This window comes from Klebsiella michiganensis, from assembly GCA_000963575.1.
In the GTDB taxonomy this organism is placed as follows: Bacteria; Pseudomonadota; Gammaproteobacteria; order Enterobacterales; family Enterobacteriaceae; genus Cedecea; species Cedecea michiganensis_A.
Genome location: CP011077.1, coordinates 1,311,318 through 1,335,114 on the forward strand (window position 1 = coordinate 1,311,318; position 23,797 = coordinate 1,335,114).

24 protein-coding genes are annotated in these 23,797 nt (G+C 56.1%); 15 read left to right on the forward strand and 9 right to left on the reverse strand.

Annotated elements, in window-relative coordinates; translation table 11 throughout:
• Positions 1-2: 2 nt before the first annotated feature.
• The 5 genes from moaC (at position 3) to VW41_06255 (ending at position 2,571) form a co-directional block, all read left to right on the forward strand.
• The gene (gene moaC / locus VW41_06235; protein AJZ88656.1) at positions 3-488 is read left to right on the forward strand and encodes a molybdenum cofactor biosynthesis protein MoaC; all 486 of its coding nucleotides are present in this window, start codon (positions 3-5) and stop codon (positions 486-488) included.
• Positions 481-726, forward strand: a complete 246-nt coding sequence (gene moaD / locus VW41_06240) for a molybdopterin synthase small subunit (protein ID AJZ88657.1) — start codon at positions 481-483, stop codon at positions 724-726. Before moaC ends, moaD begins: the two co-directional genes overlap by 8 nt.
• Positions 727-1,179, forward strand: a complete 453-nt coding sequence (moaE, locus tag VW41_06245) for a molybdopterin guanine dinucleotide biosynthesis protein MoaE (GenBank protein AJZ88658.1) — start codon at positions 727-729, stop codon at positions 1,177-1,179. It begins immediately after the preceding gene.
• A gap of 90 nt (positions 1,180-1,269) precedes the next feature.
• Positions 1,270-1,980, forward strand: coding sequence for a membrane protein (locus VW41_06250; GenBank protein AJZ88659.1), 711 nt, complete (start codon positions 1,270-1,272; stop codon positions 1,978-1,980).
• 183 nt (positions 1,981-2,163) lie between these two features.
• Positions 2,164-2,571: a membrane protein gene (locus VW41_06255; protein AJZ88660.1), complete on the forward strand. Its 408-nt coding sequence runs from the start codon at positions 2,164-2,166 to the stop codon at positions 2,569-2,571.
• Here the strand turns inward: VW41_06255 and VW41_06260 are convergent.
• The 5 genes from VW41_06260 to VW41_06280 are packed head-to-tail and all read right to left on the reverse strand — an operon-like array spanning position 2,533 to position 8,203.
• On the reverse strand, positions 2,533-3,639 hold the full coding sequence (locus VW41_06260; protein ID AJZ88661.1) for a membrane protein: 1,107 nt from the start codon (positions 3,637-3,639) through the stop codon (positions 2,533-2,535). The genes VW41_06255 and VW41_06260 overlap by 39 nt on opposite strands.
• 10 nt (positions 3,640-3,649) lie before the next feature.
• Positions 3,650-4,789: a membrane protein gene (locus tag VW41_06265; protein ID AJZ88662.1), complete on the reverse strand. Its 1,140-nt coding sequence runs from the start codon at positions 4,787-4,789 to the stop codon at positions 3,650-3,652.
• The gene (locus VW41_06270; GenBank protein AJZ88663.1) at positions 4,776-6,524 is read right to left on the reverse strand and encodes a multidrug ABC transporter ATP-binding protein; all 1,749 of its coding nucleotides are present in this window, start codon (positions 6,522-6,524) and stop codon (positions 4,776-4,778) included. Before VW41_06270 ends, VW41_06265 begins: the two co-directional genes overlap by 14 nt.
• Positions 6,511-7,518, reverse strand: a complete 1,008-nt coding sequence (locus VW41_06275) for a membrane protein (GenBank protein ID AJZ88664.1) — start codon at positions 7,516-7,518, stop codon at positions 6,511-6,513. Before VW41_06275 ends, VW41_06270 begins: the two co-directional genes overlap by 14 nt.
• Positions 7,508-8,203 carry a transcriptional regulator gene (locus VW41_06280; protein ID AJZ88665.1) on the reverse strand — a complete coding sequence of 232 codons (696 nt, stop codon included), beginning with the start codon at positions 8,201-8,203 and terminating at the stop codon, positions 7,508-7,510. Before VW41_06280 ends, VW41_06275 begins: the two co-directional genes overlap by 11 nt.
• Before the next feature lie 253 nt (positions 8,204-8,456).
• On the opposite strand from VW41_06280, the gene VW41_06285 reads away from it, so the two are divergent.
• The 7 genes from VW41_06285 to VW41_06315 all read left to right on the forward strand — a co-directional run bounded on the left by VW41_06285 (position 8,457) and on the right by VW41_06315 (position 17,868).
• The gene (locus VW41_06285) at positions 8,457-9,854 is read left to right on the forward strand and encodes an ATP-dependent RNA helicase RhlE (GenBank protein AJZ88666.1); all 1,398 of its coding nucleotides are present in this window, start codon (positions 8,457-8,459) and stop codon (positions 9,852-9,854) included.
• 175 nt (positions 9,855-10,029) lie between these two features.
• Positions 10,030-10,965, forward strand: coding sequence for a tRNA-dihydrouridine synthase C (locus tag VW41_06290; GenBank protein AJZ88667.1), 936 nt, complete (start codon positions 10,030-10,032; stop codon positions 10,963-10,965).
• A gap of 277 nt (positions 10,966-11,242) precedes the next feature.
• Positions 11,243-12,571: an outer membrane porin, OprD family protein gene (locus VW41_06295; GenBank protein AJZ88668.1), complete on the forward strand. Its 1,329-nt coding sequence runs from the start codon at positions 11,243-11,245 to the stop codon at positions 12,569-12,571.
• A 24-nt stretch (positions 12,572-12,595) separates the two neighbouring features.
• The gene (locus VW41_06300) at positions 12,596-13,486 is read left to right on the forward strand and encodes a 5'-nucleotidase (GenBank protein AJZ88669.1); all 891 of its coding nucleotides are present in this window, start codon (positions 12,596-12,598) and stop codon (positions 13,484-13,486) included.
• A 151-nt stretch (positions 13,487-13,637) separates the two neighbouring features.
• The gene (locus VW41_06305) at positions 13,638-14,477 is read left to right on the forward strand and encodes a transcription antiterminator LicT (GenBank protein ID AJZ88670.1); all 840 of its coding nucleotides are present in this window, start codon (positions 13,638-13,640) and stop codon (positions 14,475-14,477) included.
• A 136-nt stretch (positions 14,478-14,613) separates the two neighbouring features.
• A complete protein-coding gene (locus tag VW41_06310) occupies positions 14,614-16,458 on the forward strand; it encodes a PTS beta-glucoside transporter subunit IIABC (protein AJZ88671.1) in 1,845 nt (614 codons plus the stop codon).
• Positions 16,459-16,473: 15 nt separating this feature from the next.
• Positions 16,474-17,868: a 6-phospho-beta-glucosidase gene (locus VW41_06315; protein ID AJZ88672.1), complete on the forward strand. Its 1,395-nt coding sequence runs from the start codon at positions 16,474-16,476 to the stop codon at positions 17,866-17,868.
• Between the two features lie 51 nt (positions 17,869-17,919).
• Here the strand turns inward: VW41_06315 and VW41_06320 are convergent, their stop codons facing one another.
• On the reverse strand, positions 17,920-18,840 hold the full coding sequence (locus tag VW41_06320) for a LysR family transcriptional regulator (GenBank protein ID AJZ88673.1): 921 nt from the start codon (positions 18,838-18,840) through the stop codon (positions 17,920-17,922).
• A 78-nt stretch (positions 18,841-18,918) separates the two neighbouring features.
• Between VW41_06320 and VW41_06325 the strand changes: the two genes are divergently transcribed.
• Positions 18,919-19,875 carry a beta-lactamase gene (locus VW41_06325; protein AJZ88674.1) on the forward strand — a complete coding sequence of 319 codons (957 nt, stop codon included), beginning with the start codon at positions 18,919-18,921 and terminating at the stop codon, positions 19,873-19,875.
• A gap of 229 nt (positions 19,876-20,104) precedes the next feature.
• On the opposite strand, the gene VW41_06330 is transcribed toward VW41_06325, so the two are convergent.
• Positions 20,105-20,842, reverse strand: coding sequence for an SAM-dependent methyltransferase (locus VW41_06330; GenBank protein AJZ88675.1), 738 nt, complete (start codon positions 20,840-20,842; stop codon positions 20,105-20,107).
• Between the two features lie 91 nt (positions 20,843-20,933).
• On the reverse strand, positions 20,934-21,401 hold the full coding sequence (locus tag VW41_06335) for a 50S ribosomal protein L21 (GenBank protein ID AJZ88676.1): 468 nt from the start codon (positions 21,399-21,401) through the stop codon (positions 20,934-20,936).
• Positions 21,402-21,507: 106 nt separating this feature from the next.
• On the opposite strand from VW41_06335, the gene VW41_06340 reads away from it, so the two are divergent.
• Positions 21,508-22,074: a TetR family transcriptional regulator gene (locus tag VW41_06340; GenBank protein AJZ88677.1), complete on the forward strand. Its 567-nt coding sequence runs from the start codon at positions 21,508-21,510 to the stop codon at positions 22,072-22,074.
• On the opposite strand, the gene VW41_06345 is transcribed toward VW41_06340, so the two are convergent.
• The gene (locus VW41_06345) at positions 22,071-22,634 is read right to left on the reverse strand and encodes a membrane protein (GenBank protein AJZ88678.1); all 564 of its coding nucleotides are present in this window, start codon (positions 22,632-22,634) and stop codon (positions 22,071-22,073) included. The two genes, VW41_06340 and VW41_06345, sit on opposite strands and share 4 nt — an antisense overlap.
• Positions 22,635-23,069: 435 nt before the next feature.
• On the opposite strand from VW41_06345, the gene VW41_06350 reads away from it, so the two are divergent.
• Positions 23,070-23,657 (forward strand): membrane protein, encoded by a 588-nt coding sequence (locus VW41_06350; protein AJZ88679.1) that lies wholly within the window; start codon positions 23,070-23,072, stop codon positions 23,655-23,657.
• Positions 23,658-23,797: the final 140 nt, after the last annotated feature.

Sequence of the window (23,797 nt, forward strand, 5' to 3'; positions counted from 1 at the left end):
TTATGTCGCACTTGACCCATATTAACGCCGCCGGGGAAGCGCACATGGTGGACGTGTCCGCCAAGGCTGAAACGGTACGTGAAGCCCGCGCCGAAGCGTTTGTCACCATGCTCCCGGACACGCTGGCGATGATTGTAGATGGCAGCCACCACAAAGGTGACGTTTTTGCCACCGCGCGTATCGCGGGGATCCAGGCCGCTAAACGCACCTGGGAACTGATCCCGCTTTGCCATCCGCTTTTGCTAAGCAAAGTAGAAGTACAGCTCGAGGCTCAGACCGAGCACAGCCGCGTTCGCATCGAGTCCGTATGCCGCCTGACGGGAAAAACCGGTGTAGAAATGGAAGCATTGACTGCGGCCTCCGTCGCCGCGTTGACCATTTATGACATGTGCAAGGCCGTGCAAAAAGACATGGTCATCGGCCCGGTACGCTTGCTTGAAAAAAGCGGCGGAAAATCCGGCGATTTTAAGGTGGAAAACCATGCTTAATGTCCTGTTTTTTGCCCAGGTACGTGAACTGGTTGGCTGCGACAGCCTGACGCTGGATGAAGCCTACGGCGATGTGGAGCAGTTGCGCGCGGCTTTGGCCGACAAAGGCAGCCGTTGGGCGCTGGCGCTGGAGTCCGGCAAGCTGCTGGCCGCGGTCAATCAAACGCTGGTGAGCTTCGATCATCCGCTGGCGAAGGGCGACGAAGTGGCCTTTTTCCCACCGGTGACCGGAGGTTAAATGGACAGCACCCGAATCATTGTTGGCCGCGAGAATTTTAACGTCGGCGAAGAGTATCAGTGGCTTTCGCAGTGCGATGAAGATGGCGCGGTCGTGACCTTCACCGGTAAAGTTCGCAATCATAACCTCGGCGATAGCGTCAGTGCCCTGACGCTTGAGCATTACCCGGGAATGACCGAAAAAGCGCTGGCGGAAATTGTGGCCGAGGCCAGAAGCCGTTGGCCGCTGCAGCGTGTGACGGTGATTCACCGCATCGGTGAGCTGTGGCCTGGGGATGAAATCGTCTTTGTGGGCGTGACGGGCGCGCACCGTAGCTCGGCGTTTGAAGCCGCCCAGTTCATCATGGATTACCTGAAAACCCGCGCCCCGTTCTGGAAACGTGAGGCGACCGCCGAAGGGGATCGCTGGGTCGAAGCCAGAGACAGCGATAAGCAGGCGGCTAAACGCTGGTAGTCTACGCGGTTTGTGGGATGTGTTAATCTTAAAGCGGGTGAGCCAAACAGCTCGCGTTAGAAGCTTAATTCACAACACAGAGGAAGCATCATGGACCGATTCCCGCGTCCCAATGAGACTATCGTACAGCGCGCCAATACGGGTCTTCAGACCTTTATGGCGCAAGTATACGGCTGGATGACCTGCGGTCTACTTTTAACCGCCTTTATCGCGTGGTACGCGGCGAATACCCCGGCGGTTATGGAATTTGTCTTCTCCAGCAAAATCACCTTCTTTGGTTTGATTATCGTTCAACTGGGGCTGGTTTTTGTGCTCTCCGGCATGGTGCATAAGCTTAGCGCCGGCGTGGCGACTTCGCTATTCATGCTTTACTCGGCGCTGACCGGGTTGACCATGGCGAGCATTTTCCTGGTGTACACCTATTCGTCTATCGCCAGCACGTTTGTGGTGGCCGGTGGGATGTTTGGCGCTATGAGCCTCTACGGCTATACCACCAAACGTGACCTGAGCGGCTTCGGCAACATGCTCTTTATGGCGCTGATCGGCATTGTTCTGGCTTCGCTGGTTAACTTCTGGCTGAAAAGCGATGCGCTCATGTGGGCCATCACCTACATCGGCGTGGTGGTGTTTGTGGGCTTAACCGCTTATGACACGCAGAAACTGAAAAACATCGGCGAGCAAATTGATACCCGCGACGCGCAAATGCTGCGGAAGTACTCGATTCTGGGTGCCCTGACGCTGTATCTCGACTTCATCAACCTGTTCCTGATGCTGTTGCGTATCTTTGGCAATCGCCGTTAATATGCCCCTCCCTCTCCTTCGGGAGAGGGGTTTTCCCCGCAGTTTTGCATTTCCTCCCGGTACTTTTGCCTGTCTGAACGGAAATATATTGCAATATCTGTCACAAAAAGGGGGCGTATTGAGGAAATTTCCGTACACTTGCGTACTCTGATTAACAGGAAGAAATATTCCAGGAGATAAAGCATGAAGTGGCAACAACGTGTAAGAGTGAGAACCGGACTGGGTTGCTGGCAGATTATGCTGCATCTTGCGGTGGTCGCTGCGCTGCTCGTTGGCTGGAAAACCGCGACCCTGATCCCCGTGGGCGTGGGGCTGTGCCTGCTTTATGTTGCCACCGTGGTGATGATGTTTATCTTCCAGCGTTTTCACACCGGCCTGCTGCGCGACATTGGTGATTTCCTCGAAGAGTTGACCACCACCTGGTATTTTGGCAACGCGATGATTGCATTGTGGCTGCTGTCACGCGTGGTGCAGAGTCACCTGATTCTGGCGCTCGCCGGCCTGGCAATGCTCGCCGGACCGGCTATCTTCTCCCTGCTCGCGAAAGACAAGTCACGCAATCTTTCGCCTAAACATCCAGTACGCCGCTGATCCCGTTGTGGCCGCAATGACCAGGAGCGGCCACAGACTCTGCCAGACAATCCCAAAGCTCGCATCCTTCAGGTAAATCTGCTTGGTAATGTCGGTGAAATGACGAATGGGGTTTATCCACGTTAAATCCTGCAGCCACACCGGCATGTTTTCCACCGGTGAGACATAGCCGGAAAGTAGAATCGCCGGCATCATAAAGACAAACACGCCAATAAACGCCTGCTGCTGGGTTGCGCAGAGGGCGGAAATCAGCAGCCCAAACCCCACCAGCGACAGCCCATAGATAATCATCGTGAAGTAAAACAGCAGCAGCGAGCCGGAGAAGGGGATGTGATAACCCCAAATACCCACCGCCAGCACAATGGTGGCCTGTACCAGCGCGACAATCTGGGCGGGAACCGCTTTGCCAACAAAAATTTGCCAGGTAGCCAGCGGGGAAACCAACAGCTGATCGAGCGTGCCTTGCTCGCGTTCGCGAGCCACCGAGAGGGAGGTCACAATCATCACCCCGATGGTGGTTATCATCGCAATCAGCGACGGTACCACAAACCATTTGTAATCGAGGTTAGGGTTATACCAGTTGCGGATTGTCAGCTCGCTGTTGTTGGGTTCAGGCATGCCGGCCATCAGCTCTTGCTGATAGTTATTGACGATTTGCTGGAGGTAATTCGCGGCAATCTGCGCGCTGTTTGAGTTACGCCCGTCGAGCAGAATTTGCAGTTTCGCCGGATTCTGACTGGCAATATCCCGCGAAAAGTTCGCCGGGAAGCGAATCAGCAGAAGCGCTTTTTGGTTGTCTATAGTCGGCTGTATCTCCTGAGGGCTTTTTAGCAGCAGTACGTGGCTGAAGGCGCTGGCGCGAGCAAAGCGCTGGGTTAGCTCAATCGAGTGGTTGCCGTTGTCTTCGTTATAGATAGCGATGGTGGCATTGGTCACCTCAAGCGTGGCGGCAAACGGGAACAAAAGCACCTGAATCAGCACCGGCAAAATCAGAATGGCGCGGGTCTGAGGCTCGCGCAGCAGCGACTGCAGCTCTTTGCGAATTAACGTCCATAAACGATAAAACATGCTTTCTCCCTTAATCGAGCCGGCGTTTGGTTTTCAGCGCCGTGAGGCCGATAAACATCACCGCCGAGGCAATCAAAAACAGCGTATTGACGATCAGCACTGAGGTGATATTCCCCGCCAGAAACAGGCTTTGCAGGGTACTGACGAAGTAGCGCGCCGGGATGACGTAGGTCACTGCCCGGATAATGGCCGGCATGCTGTCTATCTGGAAAATAAAGCCTGACAGCATAATAGAAGGTAAAAATGCGGCGTTCAGTGCGACCTGGGCGGCGTTGAACTGGTTACGCGTAATGGTGGAAATCAGCAGCCCCATGCCCAGCGTGCTGAGTAAAAACAGGCTGGTTATCAGAAACAGCAGCACCAGCGAGCCGCGCCAGGGGACACCGAGGATAAACACCGTCACGAGCATGCAAAGCAGCATGGCTAACATCCCCAGCACATAATAGGGCACCAGCTTGCAGAGCAGCAGTTCAGCCCGCGTAACTTGGGTGGAAAGCAGAGCCTCCATGGTGCCGCGCTCCCATTCCCGAGCCACCACAAGAGAAGTCAGTATCGCGCCAATGACCGTCATGATGATGGTCACCGCGCCGGGAATAATAAAGTGCTGGCTGATGGCGGCGGGGTTAAACCAATAGCGCAGCTGCACGTCGATTAAGGGTTCAAAATGCTCCCCGCGATCTTCTGCCCGCTGCTGTTGCCAAAGTTGCCAGATCCCCTGCATATACCCCTGAACAAAGTTAGCCGTATTGGGCTCGCTGCCGTCGGTGATCACCTGAATCGGGGCCGTTGCGCCGGGGCGAGCCATATTCTGCGCAAAATCGGGAGGGATAGTCACCATGCCGCGAATCTTTCCGGCCTGCATCAGCTGAATCAACTGCTCACGGTTATCGCTGATGGTGGGCTCAATAAACGGCGAGGCGCTAATGGCGTGGGTGAAGTCCAGCGCGTCTTCGCTCTGCTGCTCAATCAGCACGCCGACGTGGAGGCGACTGGAGTCAAGGTTAATGCCGTAGCCGAAGATAAACAGCAACAGAAGTGGGATAACCACGGCGATTAACCAACTGCTGGGATCGCGCACGATTTGCCGGGTTTCTTTCACACACAGGGCGCGCACGCGGCGCCACGATATCCCTGGGCTATGTTCGCTCATCGCTGTGTTCCTTATCCCATTCGTGAATCAGCCCAATAAACGCCTGCTCCATGGTAGGGTCTGGCGTCTCGCTATCCGCCACCTGCTGCTTCAGATCGTCCGGCGTGCCGCTGGCAATCAGCTTGCCGCGATACACCAGCCCGATGCGGTCGCAGTATTCGGCCTCATCCATAAAGTGAGTGGTCACCATCACAGTCACGCCTTTCTCAACCATACTGTTGATATGCAGCCAGAATTCACGGCGGGTAATAGGGTCCACGCCGGAAGTGGGTTCGTCGAGAAACAGAATATCCGGTTCGTGCATCAGCGAGCAGGCAAGCGCCAGCCGCTGCTTAAAGCCCAGCGGCAGCGAATCCGTGGTGCTATTGGCGATAGGCTTCAGCGCAAATGCTTCGCTCATGCGGGCAATTTTATCCTGCTGAGCACGTCCGCGAAGGCCATACACCCCGGAGAAGAAACGTAGGTTTTGCGCCACCGTCAGGTTGCCGTAGAGGGAGAATTTTTGTGCCATATAGCCCAGACGCTGGCGCGCCTTTCCGGAACTGGTCTTCAGGTCCATATCCAGCACCAGCGCTTTGCCCGAAGTGGGGACTAACAAACCGCACATCATCTTGAAGGTGGTGGATTTGCCGGCCCCGTTGGGGCCAAGCAGTCCGAAGATTTCTCCCCGCTTAACGGCAAAGTTAACGTGGTCGGTTGCTGCAAAGTCGCCGAATTTTTTGGTTAACTCTTCGGCCTGAATCACCGTCTCCCCGGACTCGCCGTCAATGGTATGAAGAATATCGCCGAGCGGAGATTCGTTCGCGGCGGCCCCTCCCAGCAAATCAATGAAGGCGTCTTCAAAGCGTGGATCGGTCTCTTTCAGGCCAGACTCGGGCACGTTCAGGGCGGTAGCCAGGTCACTCACGCTTGCCTCTTTGGCAAGGATCAGCCGCACCGAGCGCCCCTGAATCACGCCGTCGCTGACCTGCGGTAGCTTCAGAGCGCGCTGAAGAAGCTGGCGGTTATTCTCCTGCTCATGGCTGACCAGCAGCGAACGCCCGGCCATCTTCTGCGTCAGCGCTTTCGGCGCCCCGTGGTAAAGCAGCTCGCCTTCGTTCATCAGCAGAATTTCCCGGCACTGCTCGGCTTCATCGAGATACGATGTGCTCCAGAGGATCAGCATGCCTTCGCCCGCCAGCTCGTGCACCATTTGCCACAATTCTCGCCGGGATATAGGGTCTACGCCCACACCAGGCTCATCCAGCAACAGTACTTTCGGCTGGCCGACAAGGGTACAGGCGAGGCCTAGCTTTTGTTTCATCCCCCCCGAGAGCTTGCCCGCCAGCCGTTCGGTAAATGGCCCCAGTGAGGTGAATTCCAGCAGCCGGGCAAATGTGCTCTTACGTTGCTCTCCGGTAACGCCCCGCAGGTCCGCATAGAGGGTGAGGTTTTCCATGACCGTTAAATCTTCGTACAGGCCAAATTTCTGCGGCATGTAGCCCAGTTCGGCATGCAGGGCACGATCGTCTTTAATCGGATCGAGGCCGATAACTGAGGCGGTGCCTTCGCTCGGCTGCAGCAGCCCGGCAAGCATCCTCATGAGCGTCGTTTTCCCCGCGCCGTCTGGGCCTACCAGTCCGGTGACAGCCCCGGCGTGAATTTCGCAATCCAGGCTGGCGACGGCCGGTTTTTCAAGGCCAGGGAAACGCTTAACCAGCCCCTGCAGGCGAATGACTGCGTCATTGCTGCTCATGCTGGGTTCCACCGTTGAATTTCACCGTAACGGGCATGCCCTGACGCAGTGCGTCATCTGCATCGGTAACAATAATGCGTAGGCGATAGACTAAATCGGTGCGCAGATCCGGGGTTTCAACAGTTTTGGGGGTGAACTCCGCCGTCGGGGACACAAAGCCCACCTTGCCGTGGTAAGGCTTGTTCGGGCGGCCATCGGTATAAATCAGCAGTTCGCTGCCGGGTTTGGCCTGCCCCAGATTGGTTTCGTCAATATAGGCGCGAACCCACACCGGGCGAGTGAGTGAAAGGGTGAGCACCGTACTGCCCGCATTAAGCATGCTGCCTGGCTCAACTGCCCGGGTGAGCAACGTGCCGTCAGAAGGGGCGAGCAGCGTGGTGTCCTGCAGATCAAGCTGCGACTGAGCCAGCTGCGCTTTGGCTTGCTGAAGGCTGGCCTGCGCCTGAGCAATTTCCTGCGGGCGATTGCCGCTGCGGTACTGGCTGAGCTTATCCTGGGCCGCTTTCAGCGTGGCTTTTGCCTGGTCGCTTGATGAACGGGCGTTGGCTAAATCATTCGCCGAGATGGTTTTGGTCGCCCACAGTCCCTGCTGGCGCTGATAGAAGTTTTGCGCATAATCATAGGCCGCCTGCGCCTGGTTAACCTGCGCCGCTGCCTGGGCTATTTCTTCGTCGCGGTAGCCCGCAATAATTAAATCGTATTTGGCCTGGGCGGCCGCAACGTTGGCCTCGGCCTGACGCAAAGCATTTTCATACGGCGCTTTATCTATCAGCCCAAGGGGTTCACCGGTTTTGATAGCATCGCCTTCATCGACCTCAAGCGCCGCGAGTCGACCTCCCACGCGGAAGCTGAGGTTAACGGTGCGAATATCCACGTTGCCGTAAAGCGTTAGCTCGCTGTTTTGCTGACTCTGATACCACTTCCAGCCGCCAAACGCCGCGGCCACGAGCGCTATTATCACAATGACGGCAATCACCGGCTTCTTATTGTTCATCACTAGCGTTTCCTCTGTTTACGGATAATCCCTGCAGGATGAAATCAACGTGGCTCAGCACCACGCGGCTTATTTGCTGCACCTTTGCCTGGTCAAACTGAGGCCAGCCGGTACGCAACAGGATGGTTTCTCGCCCAAGCCGGAAGGCCAGCACCTGGCCGAGCAGCGTGTGGGTATGCAAGATGGTGTCGGTATCAAAAGGATCCCGCCCGGTGTAATGCGCCACCAGCGTGGTTAGCAGGGAGTGCATCGGGTCGATAACCTGCTGGTGAATAAGCTGATAAGCGGCGGTGGGGGAAAGCTGTTCGCGGGAAATAAATTTACTCAGGTTGAGGGTATCGTCTGCGGTCAACAGGGCTAGCATTTGCCCGAGCGCGGTATGGATCAGATGCCGTATTTTCTCTTTGTCGGGGGCGGGCTGGCACAGCAAGGCTTCTGCGGCCGCAACATGCTCGTGAAAGTTACCGCTGATAAAGTCAGCAATCCACTGCGCGGAAGCCATATAAAGCGCTTCTTTGGAGCCAAAGTAATAGGTTATCGCGGCTATGTTTTGCCCGGCCTGTGCGGCGATATCTCGCGTTGTGGCGTGCAAGCCGTACTCGGCAAATTGCGCAATGGCGGCGCTGATTAGCGTATTTTTAGCCTGTTCGCCCCGGCTGGTGACGGGCGTCGGCGAAGGTGTCATACCGACCTCTTAAAATATTAATCAATCGATTGATTAAGAGTAAGCAAAGTTATCAACCCTGTCCAGCGCGAGGCTTTATTCTGCCGGTGGCACAGAAAGTGAGAATTTATGCGGAAGATCACAAAAACTGCTACACTGCTCGCGAACGGCGCCGTGGTTTGCGCCTCCTCTCTTCGCCAGCTTAGCGCTGGCGCGTGATGTTCCCCCTGGAAACTACACCGCACAATGCGGTCAGGGCGGTTCTGGAGTTCCTATGTCTTTTGATTCTCTCGGCCTGAATGCCGATATTTTGCGTGCGGTGGAAGAGCAGGGTTATCGTGAGCCTACCCCAATCCAGCGGCAGGCAATCCCGGTAGTCTTATCAGGCCGTGACCTGATGGCCAGTGCCCAAACCGGTACCGGCAAAACCGCAGGTTTTACCCTGCCGCTGTTACAGCGTCTGACCGACAGCGCACCTCACCAGAAGGGCCGTCGCCCTGTGCGTGCGCTGATCCTCACCCCAACCCGCGAACTGGCGGCGCAGATTGGTGAGAACGTCCGCGACTACAGCAAATATTTAAATATCCGCTCGCTGGTTGTTTTCGGCGGCGTGAGCATTAACCCGCAGATGATGAAGCTGCGCGGCGGCGTGGATGTGCTGGTGGCAACCCCTGGTCGTCTGCTGGATCTTGAACACCAGAACGCCGTAAAACTCGATCAAATCGAGATCCTGGTGCTGGACGAAGCCGACCGTATGCTGGACATGGGCTTCATTCATGACATCCGTCGCGTGCTGGCTAAACTCCCTGCGCGCCGCCAGAACCTGCTGTTCTCCGCCACCTTCTCCGACGACATTAAAGCGCTGGCCGAAAAGCTGCTGCATAACCCGGAAGAAGTGGAAGTGGCTCGCCGCAACACGGCGTCTGAGCAGGTCACCCAGCATGTTCATTTTGTGGACAAAAAGCGCAAGCGGGAACTGCTGTCGCAGATGATTGGCGAAGGTAACTGGCAGCAAGTGCTGGTGTTCACCCGCACCAAACACGGCGCTAACCACCTTGCGGAGCAGCTGCAAAAAGACGGTATTACCGCGGCGGCTATCCACGGCAACAAGAGCCAGGGCGCCCGTACGCGTGCATTGGCTGACTTCAAAAGCGGTGGTATTCGCGTGCTGGTGGCGACCGATATCGCGGCTCGTGGCCTGGACATTGAAGAACTTCCGCACGTTGTTAACTATGAGTTGCCGAACGTACCGGAAGACTACGTGCACCGTATTGGCCGTACCGGTCGTGCGGCGGCCACCGGCGAGGCACTGTCTCTGGTGTGCGTGGACGAGCATAAGCTGCTGCGCGACATCGAGCGTCTGCTGAAGCGCGAGATCCCACGTATCGCCCTGCCTGGTTTTGATGTTGATCCGTCAATTCCGGCTGAGCCAATCGTGAATGGCCGTCAGCAGCGTGGCGGCGGTGGTCGTGGTGGTCAGGGCGGTCGCGGCGGTCAAAGCCAGGGCCAGGGCCAGCGTCGCGGTGGTAACGGCGGGAACGCAAATGCCGCCGGGGAACGTAACAACGCTCCGCGCCGCAGCGGTAAACCGCAAGGTGAAGGCGCAGCGAAGCCGGCAGGGGATAATGCCCGTCGCCGCCGTCCACCGCGTAAACCAGCGGCTGCGCAGTAAGTTTCATACCCTCACCCTAACCCTCTCCCTGAAAGTGGAGAGGGGATTAAAGGCGCCCTGTATTTCTTCTTCCCCGTTAGGGGCGGGAATTAGCTGAGTCCCATGTTTTCCCTCTCTCCCCTAGGGGAGAGGGTCGGGGTGAGGGGATAACAACACAAATATTATCGGATGCGTCATGCGTGTTCTTCTTGCCCCGATGGAAGGCGTTCTCGACTCTTTAGTCCGCGAACTTCTTACCGAGGTTAATGACTACGATCTCTGTATCACCGAATTTCTTCGCGTGGTCGATCAGCTTTTACCGGTTAAATCCTTTCTCAAACTTTGCCCCGAGCTTAATCACGCCAGCCGCACACAGTCTGGAACGCTGGTACGCGTCCAGCTTCTGGGACAGTACCCACAGTGGCTGGCTGAGAACGCGGCTCGTGCGGTCGAGCTGGGGTCCTGGGGGGTGGACTTAAACTGCGGCTGCCCGTCAAAACTGGTCAACGGCAGCGGCGGCGGTGCGACTTTGCTCAAAGATCCCGAGCTCATTTACCGCGGCGCGAAAGCCATGCGTGAAGCTGTGCCCGCGCATTTACCGGTCACGGTAAAAATTCGCCTCGGCTGGGACAGTGGGGCACGGCAGTTTGAAATTGCGGATGCAGTACAGCAGGCAGGGGCTACAGAGCTGGTGGTTCACGGGCGGACAAAAGAAGACGGCTACAAAGCCGAGCTGATTAACTGGGGCGCCATCGGAGAAATTCGCCAGCGGCTGTCGATTCCGGTCATCGCTAACGGCGAAATCTGGGACTGGCAAAGCGCGCAGGATTGCCTGGCGGCTACCGGGTGCGATTCGGTGATAATTGGGCGTGGGGCGCTGAATGTGCCGAACCTGAGCCGGGTTATTAAATACAACGAAGCGCGGATGCCGTGGGCCGATGTCGTTACGTTATTGCAAAAATACAGCCGCCTGGAAAAACAGGGCGATACCGGGCTGTATCACGTGGCGAGGATTAAACAGTGGCTCGGTTATTTGCGTAAAGAATACGTTGAAGCAACGGCGCTGTTTACTGTTGTTCGTACATTAAAAACCTCCGGTGAAATCGCCAATGTTATTGGCGCGTTAAAATAAAGTTTTCGACAAAAACCGTTAATTTATCTTTTAATTGACGGTTTTTTTGTTGAGCTATTTCCTTTCTTGCATTCAATTCTGAATCAGCTTCACAATTTTTAATCTTTCTATTATTTAAAGCTGGAGCTTATTTCCGAGTGATGACAGTATGACGGCATAAATTACATAAAGGATTGTTACTGTCTAACAGGCAAAACCTAAGTTTTCTCTCCGGTTGTCGGGGGTGAAACTTAGGTTTTTTTTTGCTTGTTTTTTATTAAAACAAGGGACTTTTACCATGTACTCACACACAAAAATAACAGGCGGCGTGATACTGCTGCTGAGTTTTGCAGGCATTTCCGATGCTTTGGCGGATGATTCCCGTTATGACGGCGGGCTGCTCACGGACAGCCATCTTGATGCCACGCTGAAAAATGTCTGGATGCTCAATACCACGGATGCTATGTCAGACCAGGGCATTGGCGATCAGAATGCCTGGGCTCAGGCGCTCCATCTGGATTGGCAAAGCGGCTGGCTGTGGGATCACGTTGGCGTCGATGCGTCGTGGTATGGCGTAGCGAAGCTGTATGCCAACGATGCATTTTATGGCAGAGACTTACTGCGGGATAAAAACGGCAAAGCGCAGGGCTTCAACAAGCTTGGGCAGTGGTATGCCAAAGCGCGCTGGGGCGATCCGCAGCGGCACCTGTTCCTTTGGGCTGGCTGGCGGCAGCTCTATAAATTTGCAGCGCTAAATGTGACCCGTAGCCGCGCGGCACCAAGCACCTGGGAAGGGATCAGCTCTGAACTTGCCTGGGATGATTTTGGTGCCAGGGTGGCCGTCGTTAACCGCTTTTCGGAACGAGATGAGCCGGAAAAACGCCGTTTCAGAACCCTGAAATCCAACAAGCAGATTGACTATATCGCGACCGGCGAGCTGAGCTGGGTGCCCGCTCAGGGCAGTAAAATCAGCTATATCGCCGCCGAAAGTGACAGCTATCTCCTTCGCCATGGGGTCGAGGCCAATGCCGTCGTGCCGCTGGGCGAAGATGTCAATCTGCTGGCAAGAAGCACCTACTATTACGCCCGTGGGCTCAGCGAATGGGAGGGCGCTCGTGGGTTTAGCCGCAGCGCACAGCACCTGTTTGCCCTGGTCGGCTATCAGTCCGGGCGGTCTGAATCCGGGGTTGGCTGGTCGCATACGCGAGCGCCTCTGGACAGCGGTCTGGGGCATTTTTACTGGCACTTTGGTAAAAACACCCGCGGCGCATTTAATAGCAAAGCCGACGGTGAAGGCAACGATTATATCAATGACGGTGAGCAGATGCTGTATTTATACAGCCAGTACCAGTTTATGCCTGAGTTATTAATTGGCCTGTATGGCAATTACGGCTTTGGCATGGAATATAAAGGTGTGAGTTTAAAGGAGTGGGAATATGGCGGCTATTTCCTCTGGCATAGCCCGCAGCTAAAAGGCCTGAACGTATTCGCCGGGTTTGGGCCGAGCTATAGCTGGAAATTAACCTCTGCCAAAATGCCTTCTCTCGATGAGAATAACCATAGCTTCCGTCGCGCGAAAGGCGTGGGGGGAACCGTGCGCGTTGAATATCGGTTTAATTTATTCTGATGACGTTATAAATAAGGAGTGAACATGAAAAAGAACATTATCGCCGGGCTGCTGCTTACGTTAATGGCGGGCTCTGCCTTTGCCGCAGAGCGCCCAATGCGCATTCTGCTGGTCAATGACGATGGCTGCCAGTCCGTGGGCACAACCTCATTACAGGAGAAGCTGGCGGCGAAAGGATATGATGTCTGGATGGTTGCCCCTGCCACCAATCAAAGCGGTATTGGCTCCGCCATTACCTTCAAGCCGAATAAAATTTTCGACGTCAAAAAAGTGGCTGATAAGCGCTACTGCTTCCCGGGTACGCCAGCGGACGCACTTGATTTTGGCGTGCTGGGCGTAATGAAAGAGACGCCGCCGGACCTGGTCATTTCCGGCGTTAACGATGGCCCTAACACCGGCGTGGCGCAGCTTAACTCCGGCACCATCGGCGCCGCCGCTCGCGCGGTTCGCTATGGTTACCCGTCGATTGCCGCCAGTATTGGCTATATTCTCAGCGAGCAGGAGATGAAGTCCGGCTGGCCAAGTACCCATAAATACTGGCCGGATTCCGTCGATTATGTGGTGGGCCTCGTGGATACGCTGGCAAAAACCTGGCAGCCGGGCCAGTCGGTTCTGCCTGCGGGGTCTGGGCTAAGTATCAACTATCCGCCGCTGGAGAAGAAGGCCGTTAAGGGCGTGAAATTTGTTGAGAACGAGCGTAACCCGGTACCGCAGCACTACTACAAGCTGCTGCCGGACGGCAAAGCCCAGCAAATCATGAGTGAAAAAGTGCTGACGCCGGTGGACTCAGATACCGATACCGGCTGGCTGAACCGGGGGTACATTACCTGGACTGTGTTTGACGGGGAGTGGAACGCGACGCAGTTTGACGACCAGTACCGCAAGCTTTTTGCTGCGGAGGTTAAAACTCAATAGCAGCGATCGCTATCACGCTTTTCGCCTTGGTGGCTTGAGGGATATATCCTCCGTGATAGAGTGTAAAGGTTGGATTGTTACTGCACATCGCAGGCAAAACCTGATTATCTGGCTCTGCCAGGGGTCAGGTTTTTTTGTTTTTGGGGTAACCATGGAAATCACCAGGATACTGAACAACAACGTAGTGGTTATCCTCGACGAGCACCAGCGCGAGCAGGTGGTGATGGGAAAGGGGCTGGGCTTTCAAAAACAGCCGGGAGACAGCCTCGACCGCAGCAAAATAGAAAAGGTTTTTGCCCTGCAGAGCGACGAGCTGGTGGCGAGGCTAAGCGAGCTGCTGAACCAGATCCCGCTGGAGGTGATGACCACCTGCGACAGGATTATTCAACTGGCGCGCGAGCGGCTGGGCAAGCTGCAGGAAAGCCTCTACATTTCGCTTACTGACCACTGCCATTTTGCCATTGAGCGACAGAAGAAAGGCATGGCCATCCGCAACGTGCTGCTCTGGGAGATCAAGCGCCTGTATCCAAAGGAGTTTGCCCTGGGCGTTGAGGCGCTTGGCATTATCGACCGGCGCCTTGGGGTACGGCTGGCGGAGGATGAGGCAGGGTTTATTGCGCTGCACCTGGTCACCGCCCAGCTCGAAGGGGAGATGCCGGAGGTGATGGACGTCACCCGCGTAATGCAGGAAATCCTGCATATCGTGAAGTACCAGCTCCAAATCGAGTACCAGGAAGAGAGCCTGAGCTACCAGCGCTTCGTGACGCATTTAAAATTCTTTGCCCAAAGAATGCTGAACCGCACCACGGTGGCAGATGACGACGAGACGCTGCATGCGGCGGTGAAGGACAACTACCCGCTGGCGTGGCGCTGTGCGGAGAAGCTTCAGCGGCACCTGGCAAAAAGCTATCAGCGTGAGCTGACCAACGAAGAGATCATGTTCCTCGCGATTCATATTGAGCGAGTGCGTAAAGAGAGCCGTAAGGCTTAAACAACAAGACGGATTGTTACTGCTTCGGCAGGCAAAACCTGAGCGTTAGCTCCCCTTGAGGGCGGCTGGCTCAGGTTTTTTTTTTACCTTACTCAGCACATTTCGCCTGCGGGCGTGACGTAGAAGGAAAGCGGTTATGGACTATAAAGGGCTGGCGCAGGAGATCCTGAGGCATGTCGGCGGGAAGGAAAACATCGTCAGCCTGGTGCACTGTGCTACCAGGCTGCGCTTTAAGCTGAAAGACAACGCCCTTGCGGATGCCGGGTTAAAGAACAATCCCGGGGTGATTATGGTGGTGGAGAGCGGGGGGCAATTTCAGGTAGTCATTGGCAATCATGTTCACGATGTTTATACCGCAGTGTGTCAGGCGGCGGGCATCAGCGAAGAAGCTACGCCCCAGGAAGGTCAGGGGGAAAAAAGTAACCTGCTTAACCGCCTGATTGATATCGTTTCGGCGATCTTTACGCCTTTCCTCGGGGTGATGGCCGCCTCCGGTATTCTCAAAGGGATGCTGGCGCTCAGCGTGGTTTGTGGCTGGCTAAATACCGAATCAGCCACTTATAAGATCTGGTTTGCGGCCAGCGATTCACTGTTTTATTTCTTCCCGCTGGTGCTCGGCTATACCGCAGGGAAAAAATTTGGCGGCAGCCCGTTCCTCACCATGGCCATCGGCGGCGCCTTAACGCATCCGCTCATCACCCAGGCCCTGGAAGTTACCGCCCAGCCTGAACGCTTTTTGGGCATACCCGTGACCTTCATCAACTACAGCTCCTCGGTGATTCCGATTATCTTCGCCGCCTGGGCCAGCTGCTGGCTGGAAAAGCGCTGCAACAGGATATTCCCGTCGGCAATGAAGAACTTCTTCACTCCGCTGGTGTGTCTGGGAGTAGTGGTGCCGCTGACCTTCCTTATCATCGGCCCGGCGGCTACCTGGCTTAGCCAGATGCTGGCGTACGGCTACCAGGCCATTTATGCCTTTGCGCCGTGGCTTGCCGGAACTGTGATGGGCGCAATCTGGCAGATCTGCGTGATCTTTGGCCTGCACTGGGGGCTGGTGCCTATTATGATCAACAACCTCAGCGTGCTGGGCTACGACACGCTGATGCCGCTGCTGCTGCCGGCGGTGATGGGGCAGGTGGGGGCTGCGCTGGGGGTATTCCTCTCCACAAGAGACGCCAAACTTAAAGTGCTGTCCGGCTCGGCGGTCACCGCCGGGATCTTCGGCATCACCGAGCCCGCGGTGTATGGTGTGACCTTGCCCAATCGCCGTCCCTTTATCTTCGGCTGTATAGCCGGGGGGATCGGCGGGGCTATCGTCGGCTTCAGCCAGAGCAATCTTTACTCCTTTGGTTTGGCGAGCATTTTCAGCCTTGCGCAGATGCTTCCGCCGGGCGGCATGAACAGTACGGTGTGGGGCGCGATTATCGGCACCGGGCTGTCGCTGGTGCTGGCCTGCGGATTGACCTGGGCCTTCGGCCTGCCGCGCAGCGCACAGTCCGCTTCATTACCAACGGCAATTGCCGGAGACGAAGACATCCTGGCGCCGATGAGCGGCACCGTGCTGGCGATGGATCAGGTCCCGGATGCCACGTTTGCTGGCGGACTGCTGGGGAAAGGTGCGGCCATCATTCCGCTGAACAACGAAGTACGCGCGCCGTTTTACGGTGAGGTGGCCTCGTTATTCCAGACTCGCCATGCTATTGGGCTGCTGAGCGACAGCGGCATCGAAGTCTTAATCCACATTGGGATCGACACTGTAAAGCTGGACGGGCAGTACTTCACCGCCCACGTCCGGCCCGGAGACAAAATTAAACCCGGCGATCTGCTGATTGAGTTTGACCGCGAGGCAATTCTTGCCGCCGGTTACGATCTGGCCACGCCGGTAATCATCAGTAATAGCGATGATTACCGGGACGTTACGCGCGTGACGCAGCAGCCCACCATCAATTCAGGTACGCCGTTCCTGGCGGTAGAACGTTAAGCAAAGGAGAGTGACATGACAGCATTTCCGAAAACATTTCTGTGGGGCGGTGCCATTGCCGCAAACCAAGTTGAAGGGGCATGGCAGGAGGACGGGAAGGGAATTTCAACCTCGGACGTCCAGCCACAGGGCGTCTTTGGCCCGGTGAAAGAGCGCGTACCGGGAGACTGCGGACTAAAAGATATCGCTATCGATTTTTACCACCGCTACCCGCAGGATATTGCGCTGTTTGCCGAAATGGGGTTCAGCTGCTTACGCGTTTCTATCGCCTGGACGCGTATCTTCCCGCAGGGTGACGAGCTTGTACCGAACGAAGCCGGGCTGGCGTTTTACGACAAACTGTTTGATGAGCTGGCGCGGCACGGGATTCAGCCGATGGTGACGCTGTCTCACTACGAGATGCCGTGGGGGCTGGTTAAGCAATACGGTGGCTGGGGCAATCGTAAAGTTATCGACTGCTTTGAACGCTATGCCCGCTGTGTGTTCACCCGCTATCAGCATAAGGTCAAGCTGTGGCTGACGTTTAATGAGATCAACATGTCGCTGCACGCGCCGTTGACCGGCGTTGGGCTCGAAGGCGAGCCGGAAAAAGGTGCAATTTATCAGGCGATTCATCATCAGCTGGTTGCCAGCAGCCTGGCGGTTAAGGCCTGCCATGACATCATCCCGGACGCCAAAATTGGCAATATGCTGCTGGGCGGCCTGATGTACCCGCTCACCTGCAAGCCGGATGACGTGCTGGAAACGCTGCAGGAAAATCGCAGCTGGCTGTTCTTCGGCGACGTTCAGTGCCGGGGCAGCTATCCGGGCTATATGCTGCGCTACTTCCGCGACAACGGTATTCAGCTTGAAATTAGCGAGCACGATCGTGCGATCCTGAAAAATACCGTCGATTTTATTTCGTTCAGCTATTACATGACCGGCTGCGTCACGGCGGATGAAGAGCTTAACGCGAAGGCGCGCGGCAACATTCTTAGCATGGTGCCGAACCCGCATCTGGCAAGCTCCGAATGGGGCTGGCAGATTGACCCGGTCGGGCTGCGCATTTTGCTCAACACCCTGTGGGATCGCTACCAGAAGCCGCTATTTATTGTTGAAAACGGCCTTGGGGCAAAAGACAAACCCGAAGGTGACGGCACGATCAACGATGACTATCGCATCAGCTACCTGAACGACCATCTGGTACAGGTGGGTGAAGCGATTGAGGACGGGGTAGAAATGATGGGTTACACCAGCTGGGGGCCAATCGACCTGGTCAGCGCCTCGAAGGCTGAACTGTCGAAGCGCTACGGGTTTATCTATGTTGACCGTGATGACCAGGGAAATGGCTCGCTGTCGCGTTCAAGAAAGAAAAGCTTCCACTGGTACAAAGAGGTGATTGCCACCAACGGCGGCAGCCTGAAGCCCTAAGCCGTAGCCACAGGAGGGAAAACACGTTTTCCCTCTTCATCTTGTCTCCTGCTAAGCCACATTCACCAGCCGCTGAATAAACCCGCGCAGCCACATCAGCGCGGCGTCGCTGTTATGGCGCTGGTGCCACAGCAGGGCGACCTCAAACGGTGGCACCTCAACGGGAACCGGACTCGCAGTCAGTCCCCAGGTTTTCTGCCAGCCTTCTGACAGCCCCTCAGGTACAGTGGCCAGCGCAGGCATCTGCATCAACAGGCCCGGCAGGGCGGCAAAATGCGGCGTTGTGTAGCTGATGTGGCGCGTCAGCCCAAGCTTCGCCAGCAGGGTGTCTATCTGGCTGCTGTTGGCTTCACGATAGCTGACCAGCGCGTGCTGGTGGGCTACATAGGCTTCTAACGACAGCGGCGCGCTGGCTTCGATTTGCTGCGGTTGCCAGAGCGTCACAAAATTCATGCTGGTCAGCACCTCACGCTCCAGCCAGCGGGCGCTTTGGTTCGCCACGCTTATCGCCATATCCAGCTCGCCGCCTTCAAGCCTTTGCGCATCGGTAAACGGATCGCTTGCCACGACGTTAATGCGCATGCCCGGCGCGTCCTGTTTTAGCGCGGGAATGAGTTTTGGCATCAGCCACATTTCAACCCAGTCGGTCATGCCGATAGTGACGGTTGCTTTGGCGCTGGCCGGGCAAAATTCCGCCTGCTGGAAGAGGGCGCTTTGCAGTTGCTCCAGCAGGGGCATCAGTTCGGTGTGCAGCTCGCTTGCGCGGGCGGTGGGCTGCATGCGGTGACCGCTGCGAATAAATAGCGGGTCGTCGAACATATCCCGCAGCCTTGCCAGCGCGCCGCTGACCGCCGGCTGCCCGAGATGCAGCTTGTCGGCGGCCAGCGAAACGCTTTGTTCGCGGAACAGCACGGCAAAAGCGATCAGCAAATTAAGATCGATCTTGCGGAAATCATTTTCTTTGATAGTCATTATTTCTCCAATCAATTGGCGTGATGATACGCCCGACGGGATACTGGCGGCAAGTTGAACACCTGCTCGGGGAATAAAATGAAAACTTTGCTCATGCTTCTTACGCTTTTAAGCGGCGCGATTTCCACTCCTGTTCTGGCCAGGACTCAGGCTATTACACAGCAGCAATCGCCTGGGTATTACCGCATGATGCTGGGGGACTGGCAAATTACGGCGGTGTCGGACGGCACCGTGGTGGTGCCGCTGGATAAACTGCTGACGCATATTACGCCGCAGAAGTTACGCCAGCGTATGGCGGAAGACGCGATGACGCCCGCCGCAGAAACGTCGATTAATGCCTTTGTCATCAACACGGGAAGTGAGCTGATTCTGGTGGATACGGGGGCCGGGCCGCTATTCGGCCAGGCGGGCGGACACCTGCTGGAGAATCTGCGGGCGGCGGGGATTGCCCCTGAGGATATTTCTCTGGTGCTGCTGACCCATATCCACGCCGACCACTCCGGCGGAGTGGAATACGGTGGCAAGCCCACCTTCCCCAATGCGACGGTTCGCGTTGAGCAGAAAGATGTCGATTTCTGGCTCAACCCCGCGCATCTCAGCGACGTTGAGCCGGGCCAGCGTCACACCTTTGCGGAATCCGAACGCTCGCTGCGCCCGGTTATTGACGCCGGTAAGCTAAGCACCTTCCATGCCCCGGCTGAAATCCTGCCGGGCATCGAGGCCATTCCTGCCGCGGGGCACACGCCGGGCAGCGTGATTTATCGCCTCAGCCGTGGCGGGCAAAACATGCTGATGTGGGGCGATATTATTCATGCTAAAGCGGTGCAGATGCCCGATCCTGAGGTGGCGATTCATTTCGACGTTAACCAGCCCCAGGCGATTGCCACGCGTGAAAAGGTATTAAAACTGGCGGCTCAGGAAGGTGACTGGGTAGCGGCGGCGCACATTGCTTTCCCGGGGTTTGGCCATGTGAAAGAAGAAGGGAAAGCCTGGCGCTGGGTGCCGATAAATTACAGCAGTCAGGCCGGAAAGTAGAAACAGGCGCCACATCAACGTGGCGCCAGCGCAGTTAAAAGATCATTTTGAATACGCCGGTCACCACCAGCAGCCCGATGAGGAAAATGATCAGAATGGCCCATAAAATAATTTTCATTAGCGCTCCTTACCTTTTAGTTGGTTCTTTTTGAGTATAGGCAAGGATGAGCGGACAGGGGGGAGTTGCCTCCCCGTAGACGGAATAATCGATAAAAGGGTGAAGCTGAGCTTAACGCTGTGGTTTACCGGCCGCGAGCAGGAAGATCATTGGTCGCTCGGCCTCTTCTGCCAGCGCTGGGTTGAGGGCGATTTGTTCAGCCTCCGGGCCCCATTCGTCGAGCTTTTCAATTACAAAGCCGCTTTCAATCAGGGCATTAATCCAGGTGGCCAGCCTGCGGTGCTGCTTCTTCACGCCTTCTGCAAACCAGTTGCTGAGGCGTTCGCCTTCTTGTTGATAATGATTGACCGGCCAGCTGCGTTGCCCGGTCCGATCCTGTAACCAGGCCTGCTCCAGCGGTGCGGTATAGATCGGGTGTTCGGCGGTAAACACCAGCTTGCCGCCCGGCACCAGCGCCTGCTCAAGCGTGGCAAACAGCGGATGAATGTCCTCCAGGTAGTGAAGTGCCAGCGAACTGTAGGCGACGTCGATGCTGTTTGCCGGCAGCCGCAGCGTGGAAAGATCTTCCCGTCGGTATTCAATCCCTGGGCCATCAGTCATTTCACGGGCTTTGGCGAGCATCAGAGTGGATACATCCAGCCCGACCGTTCTGGCCGCACCGGCATCTCTCGCGTAGCGGCAAAACCAGCCGTAGCCGCAGCCTAAATCCAGTACCTGCTTGCCCGCCAGCGGCGGCAGCATTGCCTGAACTTTTGCCCACTCGGGGGCGCCATCCAGACCTTTTATCGAGCGGTCCAGCGTGGCATAACCGGCAAAAAAGGCCGGGTCGTCATAGATATTTTGCGTCATAAATCCTCCGCATTTGTCAGGCCATCATTGGCCAGCAGGAATTTTAGACGCGACGCCGCCGGAAAGAAAACCGACTCCGGCGGCAAAACCGTTAAAAACCGAAATGACTTAGTTCAGGATGATCGTCCGGGCGGCGGCCCAGCGGCCAGAAGAAGGCGCGTTCGCTCTCTTTGATAGGCGTGTCGTTGATACAGGCGTGACGGTTAATCATCAGGCCCTGTTCGTCAAACTCCCAGTTTTCGTTGCCGAAGCTGCGGAACCAGTTGCCGGAATCATCGTGCCATTCGTAGGCGAAGCGTACCGCAATACGGTTTCCGTCGTGCGCCCAGATTTCTTTGATTAGCCGGTAGTCCAGCTCTCGCTGCCACTTGCGCGTTAAAAAGCCGACAACAGCCTCACGGCCATCAACAAACTCAGCCCGGTTGCGCCAGTGGGTATTCAGGGCGTAAACCTGCGAGACGCGTTCAGGATCGCGGCTGTTCCAGGCGTCTTCCGCCAGGCGAACTTTTTGTTTTGCCGTTTCGAGCGTAAAGGGGGGAACCGGGGGTTTTATCGTCATGATCTGCTCCTGTAAATGTGTAGACAGGTCTGTCTACTTAGCTAAGCTATCCTGGGTAGACAGATTTGTCTACATACGGCATGATAGTTTTTTGACAGGAGAGATCATGCCTATTGCGACCCCCGGCGCCCGCGATCGCATTTTGCACACCGCGCACGATTTGTTTTACCGCGATGGCATTCGTGCCACCGGTATCGACCGAATAATCAAAGAAGCCTGCGTCACTAAAGTGACCTTCTACCGGCATTTTCCGGCAAAAGATGACCTGATCCGGGCCTTTCTGGATTATCGGCATCAGCGCTGGATGGCGTGGTTTGGCCGCACGCTTGAAGCGCAAATCGGTGAGCGTAAAGGGCTGGCGGAAGCGTTAGCGGCTACTTTGCAAAACTGGTTTGACGACGAGGCGTTTCGCGGCTGTGCGTTTATCAACTCGGCGGTGGAAATGGCCGAGGCGCTGCCGGAAACGCTGCCGATCGCCCGCGCCCACAAGCAGGCGATGGTGCAATGCCTGGCCGGTTATTTGCCCGATAATGCAGGCGGCCGGCGGCTGGCGGAGATGCTGGCGCTGGTGATTGACGGGGCGATAGTCAAAGCCCAGCGCGATGGTGATGGCGAAGAGGCACTGCTTCTGCTGCGGGCATGGCTGGCGTTGCTGCCCGCGGCAGAAAGTTAGTCGTCTTTTTGCCGGTGCTTAAACCACAGGCGGATGCCCACGACCAGCCCCACGGCAACAATAAGCCAAATCCAGTGGCGCAGATGCGCATCCAGGCTGTGCAGCCAGGGGCCGACGACTTCGCCGCCCAGATAGCCCAGCGTCGTAAACAGCGTGGCCCACAAAATGGCGCCGCAGATATTCAGCGGGATAAACAACTTTGGCGGCAGCTTGCTGGCGCCGATGATAATCGGCCCGACGATGCGAAACCCGTACATAAAGCGGCTGCCAATCACGAATAAATACGGATGGCGGTTGATCAGGGCCTGTGCTTTGGCCACTTTCTTTTGATGCTTTTTAAACCGAGCCAGCAGGGCACTGCCGAAATGCCTGCCGACCAGGAACAGAACCTGATCGCCAATCATGCCGCCAAGCGCGACAGACAGCACCACCAGTGGGAAGGTCAAAAGCCCCTGATGCGCGGCCACGCCGCCTAGCAGGGTAATGGTTTCCCCCTCAGCCATGCTGCCGATAATCAGCGCGGCGTAGCCGTATTGTTCTATTAAGCCATTGATATCCATTAAGTTGGACTTTCCTCCATGCATATCCGTCATACTTCAAGCTGCAGGTGCGCTGGCTGCACCCAGTTTATTCCGCTCATCCTTGAGCTTCGCCCTTGCAGGGCCGATGCAAGCAGCATTCAAATCTGCTCCCGGCAGATTTGTCACTCCAGTCACATAGGTATCCATGCTCCTGAAGATTACTGAGAGGCACCCTGTCTCTCACCGCCGGCTCGCCTTTGGCGATTCAAATTGGTTCCTGACGAATTTGTCCCGGCCTTGCCGCCTGCCTGCAACTTGAATTATGTAGGGATGAAACGTTTTCTTAAAGCATACAACTCATCGCCGCCGGGCTGGCACAGAATCGGAGATTTTTTTCGCCTGGTTAAATAATAACCTGAAGGTGAATTATACTTGGAGTATCGCAAGCATTTGCGCCGCAGGTCCGGAGGTTGTATGAGCCATGTCTGGGGATTGTTCTCCCATCCTAATCGGGAAATGCAGGAAATTAAGCGCGAGAACGAGTCCGTCTCGCATCACTACACTCACCATGTGCTGTTGATGGCGGCCATCCCCGTCATCTGCGCGTTTATCGGCACCACGCAAATCGGCTGGAACTTCGGGGACGGCACCTACGTTCAGCTCTCTATGTTTACCGGCCTGTATCTGGGCATTGTTTTCTACGCCCTGATGCTGGGCGGCGTCGCGGTGATGGGGCGGGTTATCTGGTGGATGGCCCGTAACTATCCGCAGCGTCCGTCGCTTGCCCGCTGTATGGTCTTTGCCGGCTATGTGGCCACGCCGCTGTTCTTAAGCGGGATTGTGGCGCTTTATCCGCTGGTCTGGCTGTGCGTGGCGGTAGGTGCCCTGGCGCTGGTCTACACCGGCTATCTGCTCTATGTCGGCGTGCCGGACTTCCTTGGCATCGACAAAGAAGAGGGGATGAGTTTTTCCAGCTCAACCCTGGCCATTGGCGTGTTGGTACTGGAAGTTCTGCTGGCCGTCGCGGTTATTCTTTGGGGCTACGGCTACCGTTTGTTCTGACGAGTCAAATTGACGGACACTTTTGATATAACGTTACGATTCTTAACTGGCAGTCAAGCGGGGCGGCGGAGTATGATTCCGGCGCCCCGCACGTTTATGTCATCCTGATGACGATTAGCGGTGAGCCTCTACTTTTCCGG

Coding starts and splice junctions, on each gene's coding strand:
- VW41_06255 (AJZ88660.1), top strand. CDS start 2,164: ATGAAGTGGCAACAACGTGTAAGAGTGAGAACCGGACTGGGTTGCTGG.
- VW41_06280 (AJZ88665.1), bottom strand. CDS start 8,203: ATGACACCTTCGCCGACGCCCGTCACCAGCCGGGGCGAACAGGCTAAA.
- VW41_06340 (AJZ88677.1), top strand. CDS start 21,508: ATGCCTATTGCGACCCCCGGCGCCCGCGATCGCATTTTGCACACCGCG.
- VW41_06285 (AJZ88666.1), top strand. CDS start 8,457: ATGTCTTTTGATTCTCTCGGCCTGAATGCCGATATTTTGCGTGCGGTG.
- VW41_06275 (AJZ88664.1), bottom strand. CDS start 7,518: ATGAACAATAAGAAGCCGGTGATTGCCGTCATTGTGATAATAGCGCTC.
- VW41_06290 (AJZ88667.1), top strand. CDS start 10,030: ATGCGTGTTCTTCTTGCCCCGATGGAAGGCGTTCTCGACTCTTTAGTC.
- VW41_06315 (AJZ88672.1), top strand. CDS start 16,474: ATGACAGCATTTCCGAAAACATTTCTGTGGGGCGGTGCCATTGCCGCA.
- VW41_06335 (AJZ88676.1), bottom strand. CDS start 21,401: ATGACGATAAAACCCCCGGTTCCCCCCTTTACGCTCGAAACGGCAAAA.
- VW41_06250 (AJZ88659.1), top strand. CDS start 1,270: ATGGACCGATTCCCGCGTCCCAATGAGACTATCGTACAGCGCGCCAAT.
- VW41_06345 (AJZ88678.1), bottom strand. CDS start 22,634: ATGGATATCAATGGCTTAATAGAACAATACGGCTACGCCGCGCTGATT.
- moaE (AJZ88658.1), top strand. CDS start 727: ATGGACAGCACCCGAATCATTGTTGGCCGCGAGAATTTTAACGTCGGC.
- VW41_06350 (AJZ88679.1), top strand. CDS start 23,070: ATGAGCCATGTCTGGGGATTGTTCTCCCATCCTAATCGGGAAATGCAG.
- VW41_06325 (AJZ88674.1), top strand. CDS start 18,919: ATGAAAACTTTGCTCATGCTTCTTACGCTTTTAAGCGGCGCGATTTCC.
- VW41_06310 (AJZ88671.1), top strand. CDS start 14,614: ATGGACTATAAAGGGCTGGCGCAGGAGATCCTGAGGCATGTCGGCGGG.
- VW41_06300 (AJZ88669.1), top strand. CDS start 12,596: ATGAAAAAGAACATTATCGCCGGGCTGCTGCTTACGTTAATGGCGGGC.
- VW41_06260 (AJZ88661.1), bottom strand. CDS start 3,639: ATGTTTTATCGTTTATGGACGTTAATTCGCAAAGAGCTGCAGTCGCTG.
- VW41_06295 (AJZ88668.1), top strand. CDS start 11,243: ATGTACTCACACACAAAAATAACAGGCGGCGTGATACTGCTGCTGAGT.
- moaC (AJZ88656.1), top strand. CDS start 3: ATGTCGCACTTGACCCATATTAACGCCGCCGGGGAAGCGCACATGGTG.
- VW41_06320 (AJZ88673.1), bottom strand. CDS start 18,840: ATGACTATCAAAGAAAATGATTTCCGCAAGATCGATCTTAATTTGCTG.
- VW41_06305 (AJZ88670.1), top strand. CDS start 13,638: ATGGAAATCACCAGGATACTGAACAACAACGTAGTGGTTATCCTCGAC.
- VW41_06330 (AJZ88675.1), bottom strand. CDS start 20,842: ATGACGCAAAATATCTATGACGACCCGGCCTTTTTTGCCGGTTATGCC.
- moaD (AJZ88657.1), top strand. CDS start 481: ATGCTTAATGTCCTGTTTTTTGCCCAGGTACGTGAACTGGTTGGCTGC.
- VW41_06270 (AJZ88663.1), bottom strand. CDS start 6,524: ATGAGCAGCAATGACGCAGTCATTCGCCTGCAGGGGCTGGTTAAGCGT.
- VW41_06265 (AJZ88662.1), bottom strand. CDS start 4,789: ATGAGCGAACATAGCCCAGGGATATCGTGGCGCCGCGTGCGCGCCCTG.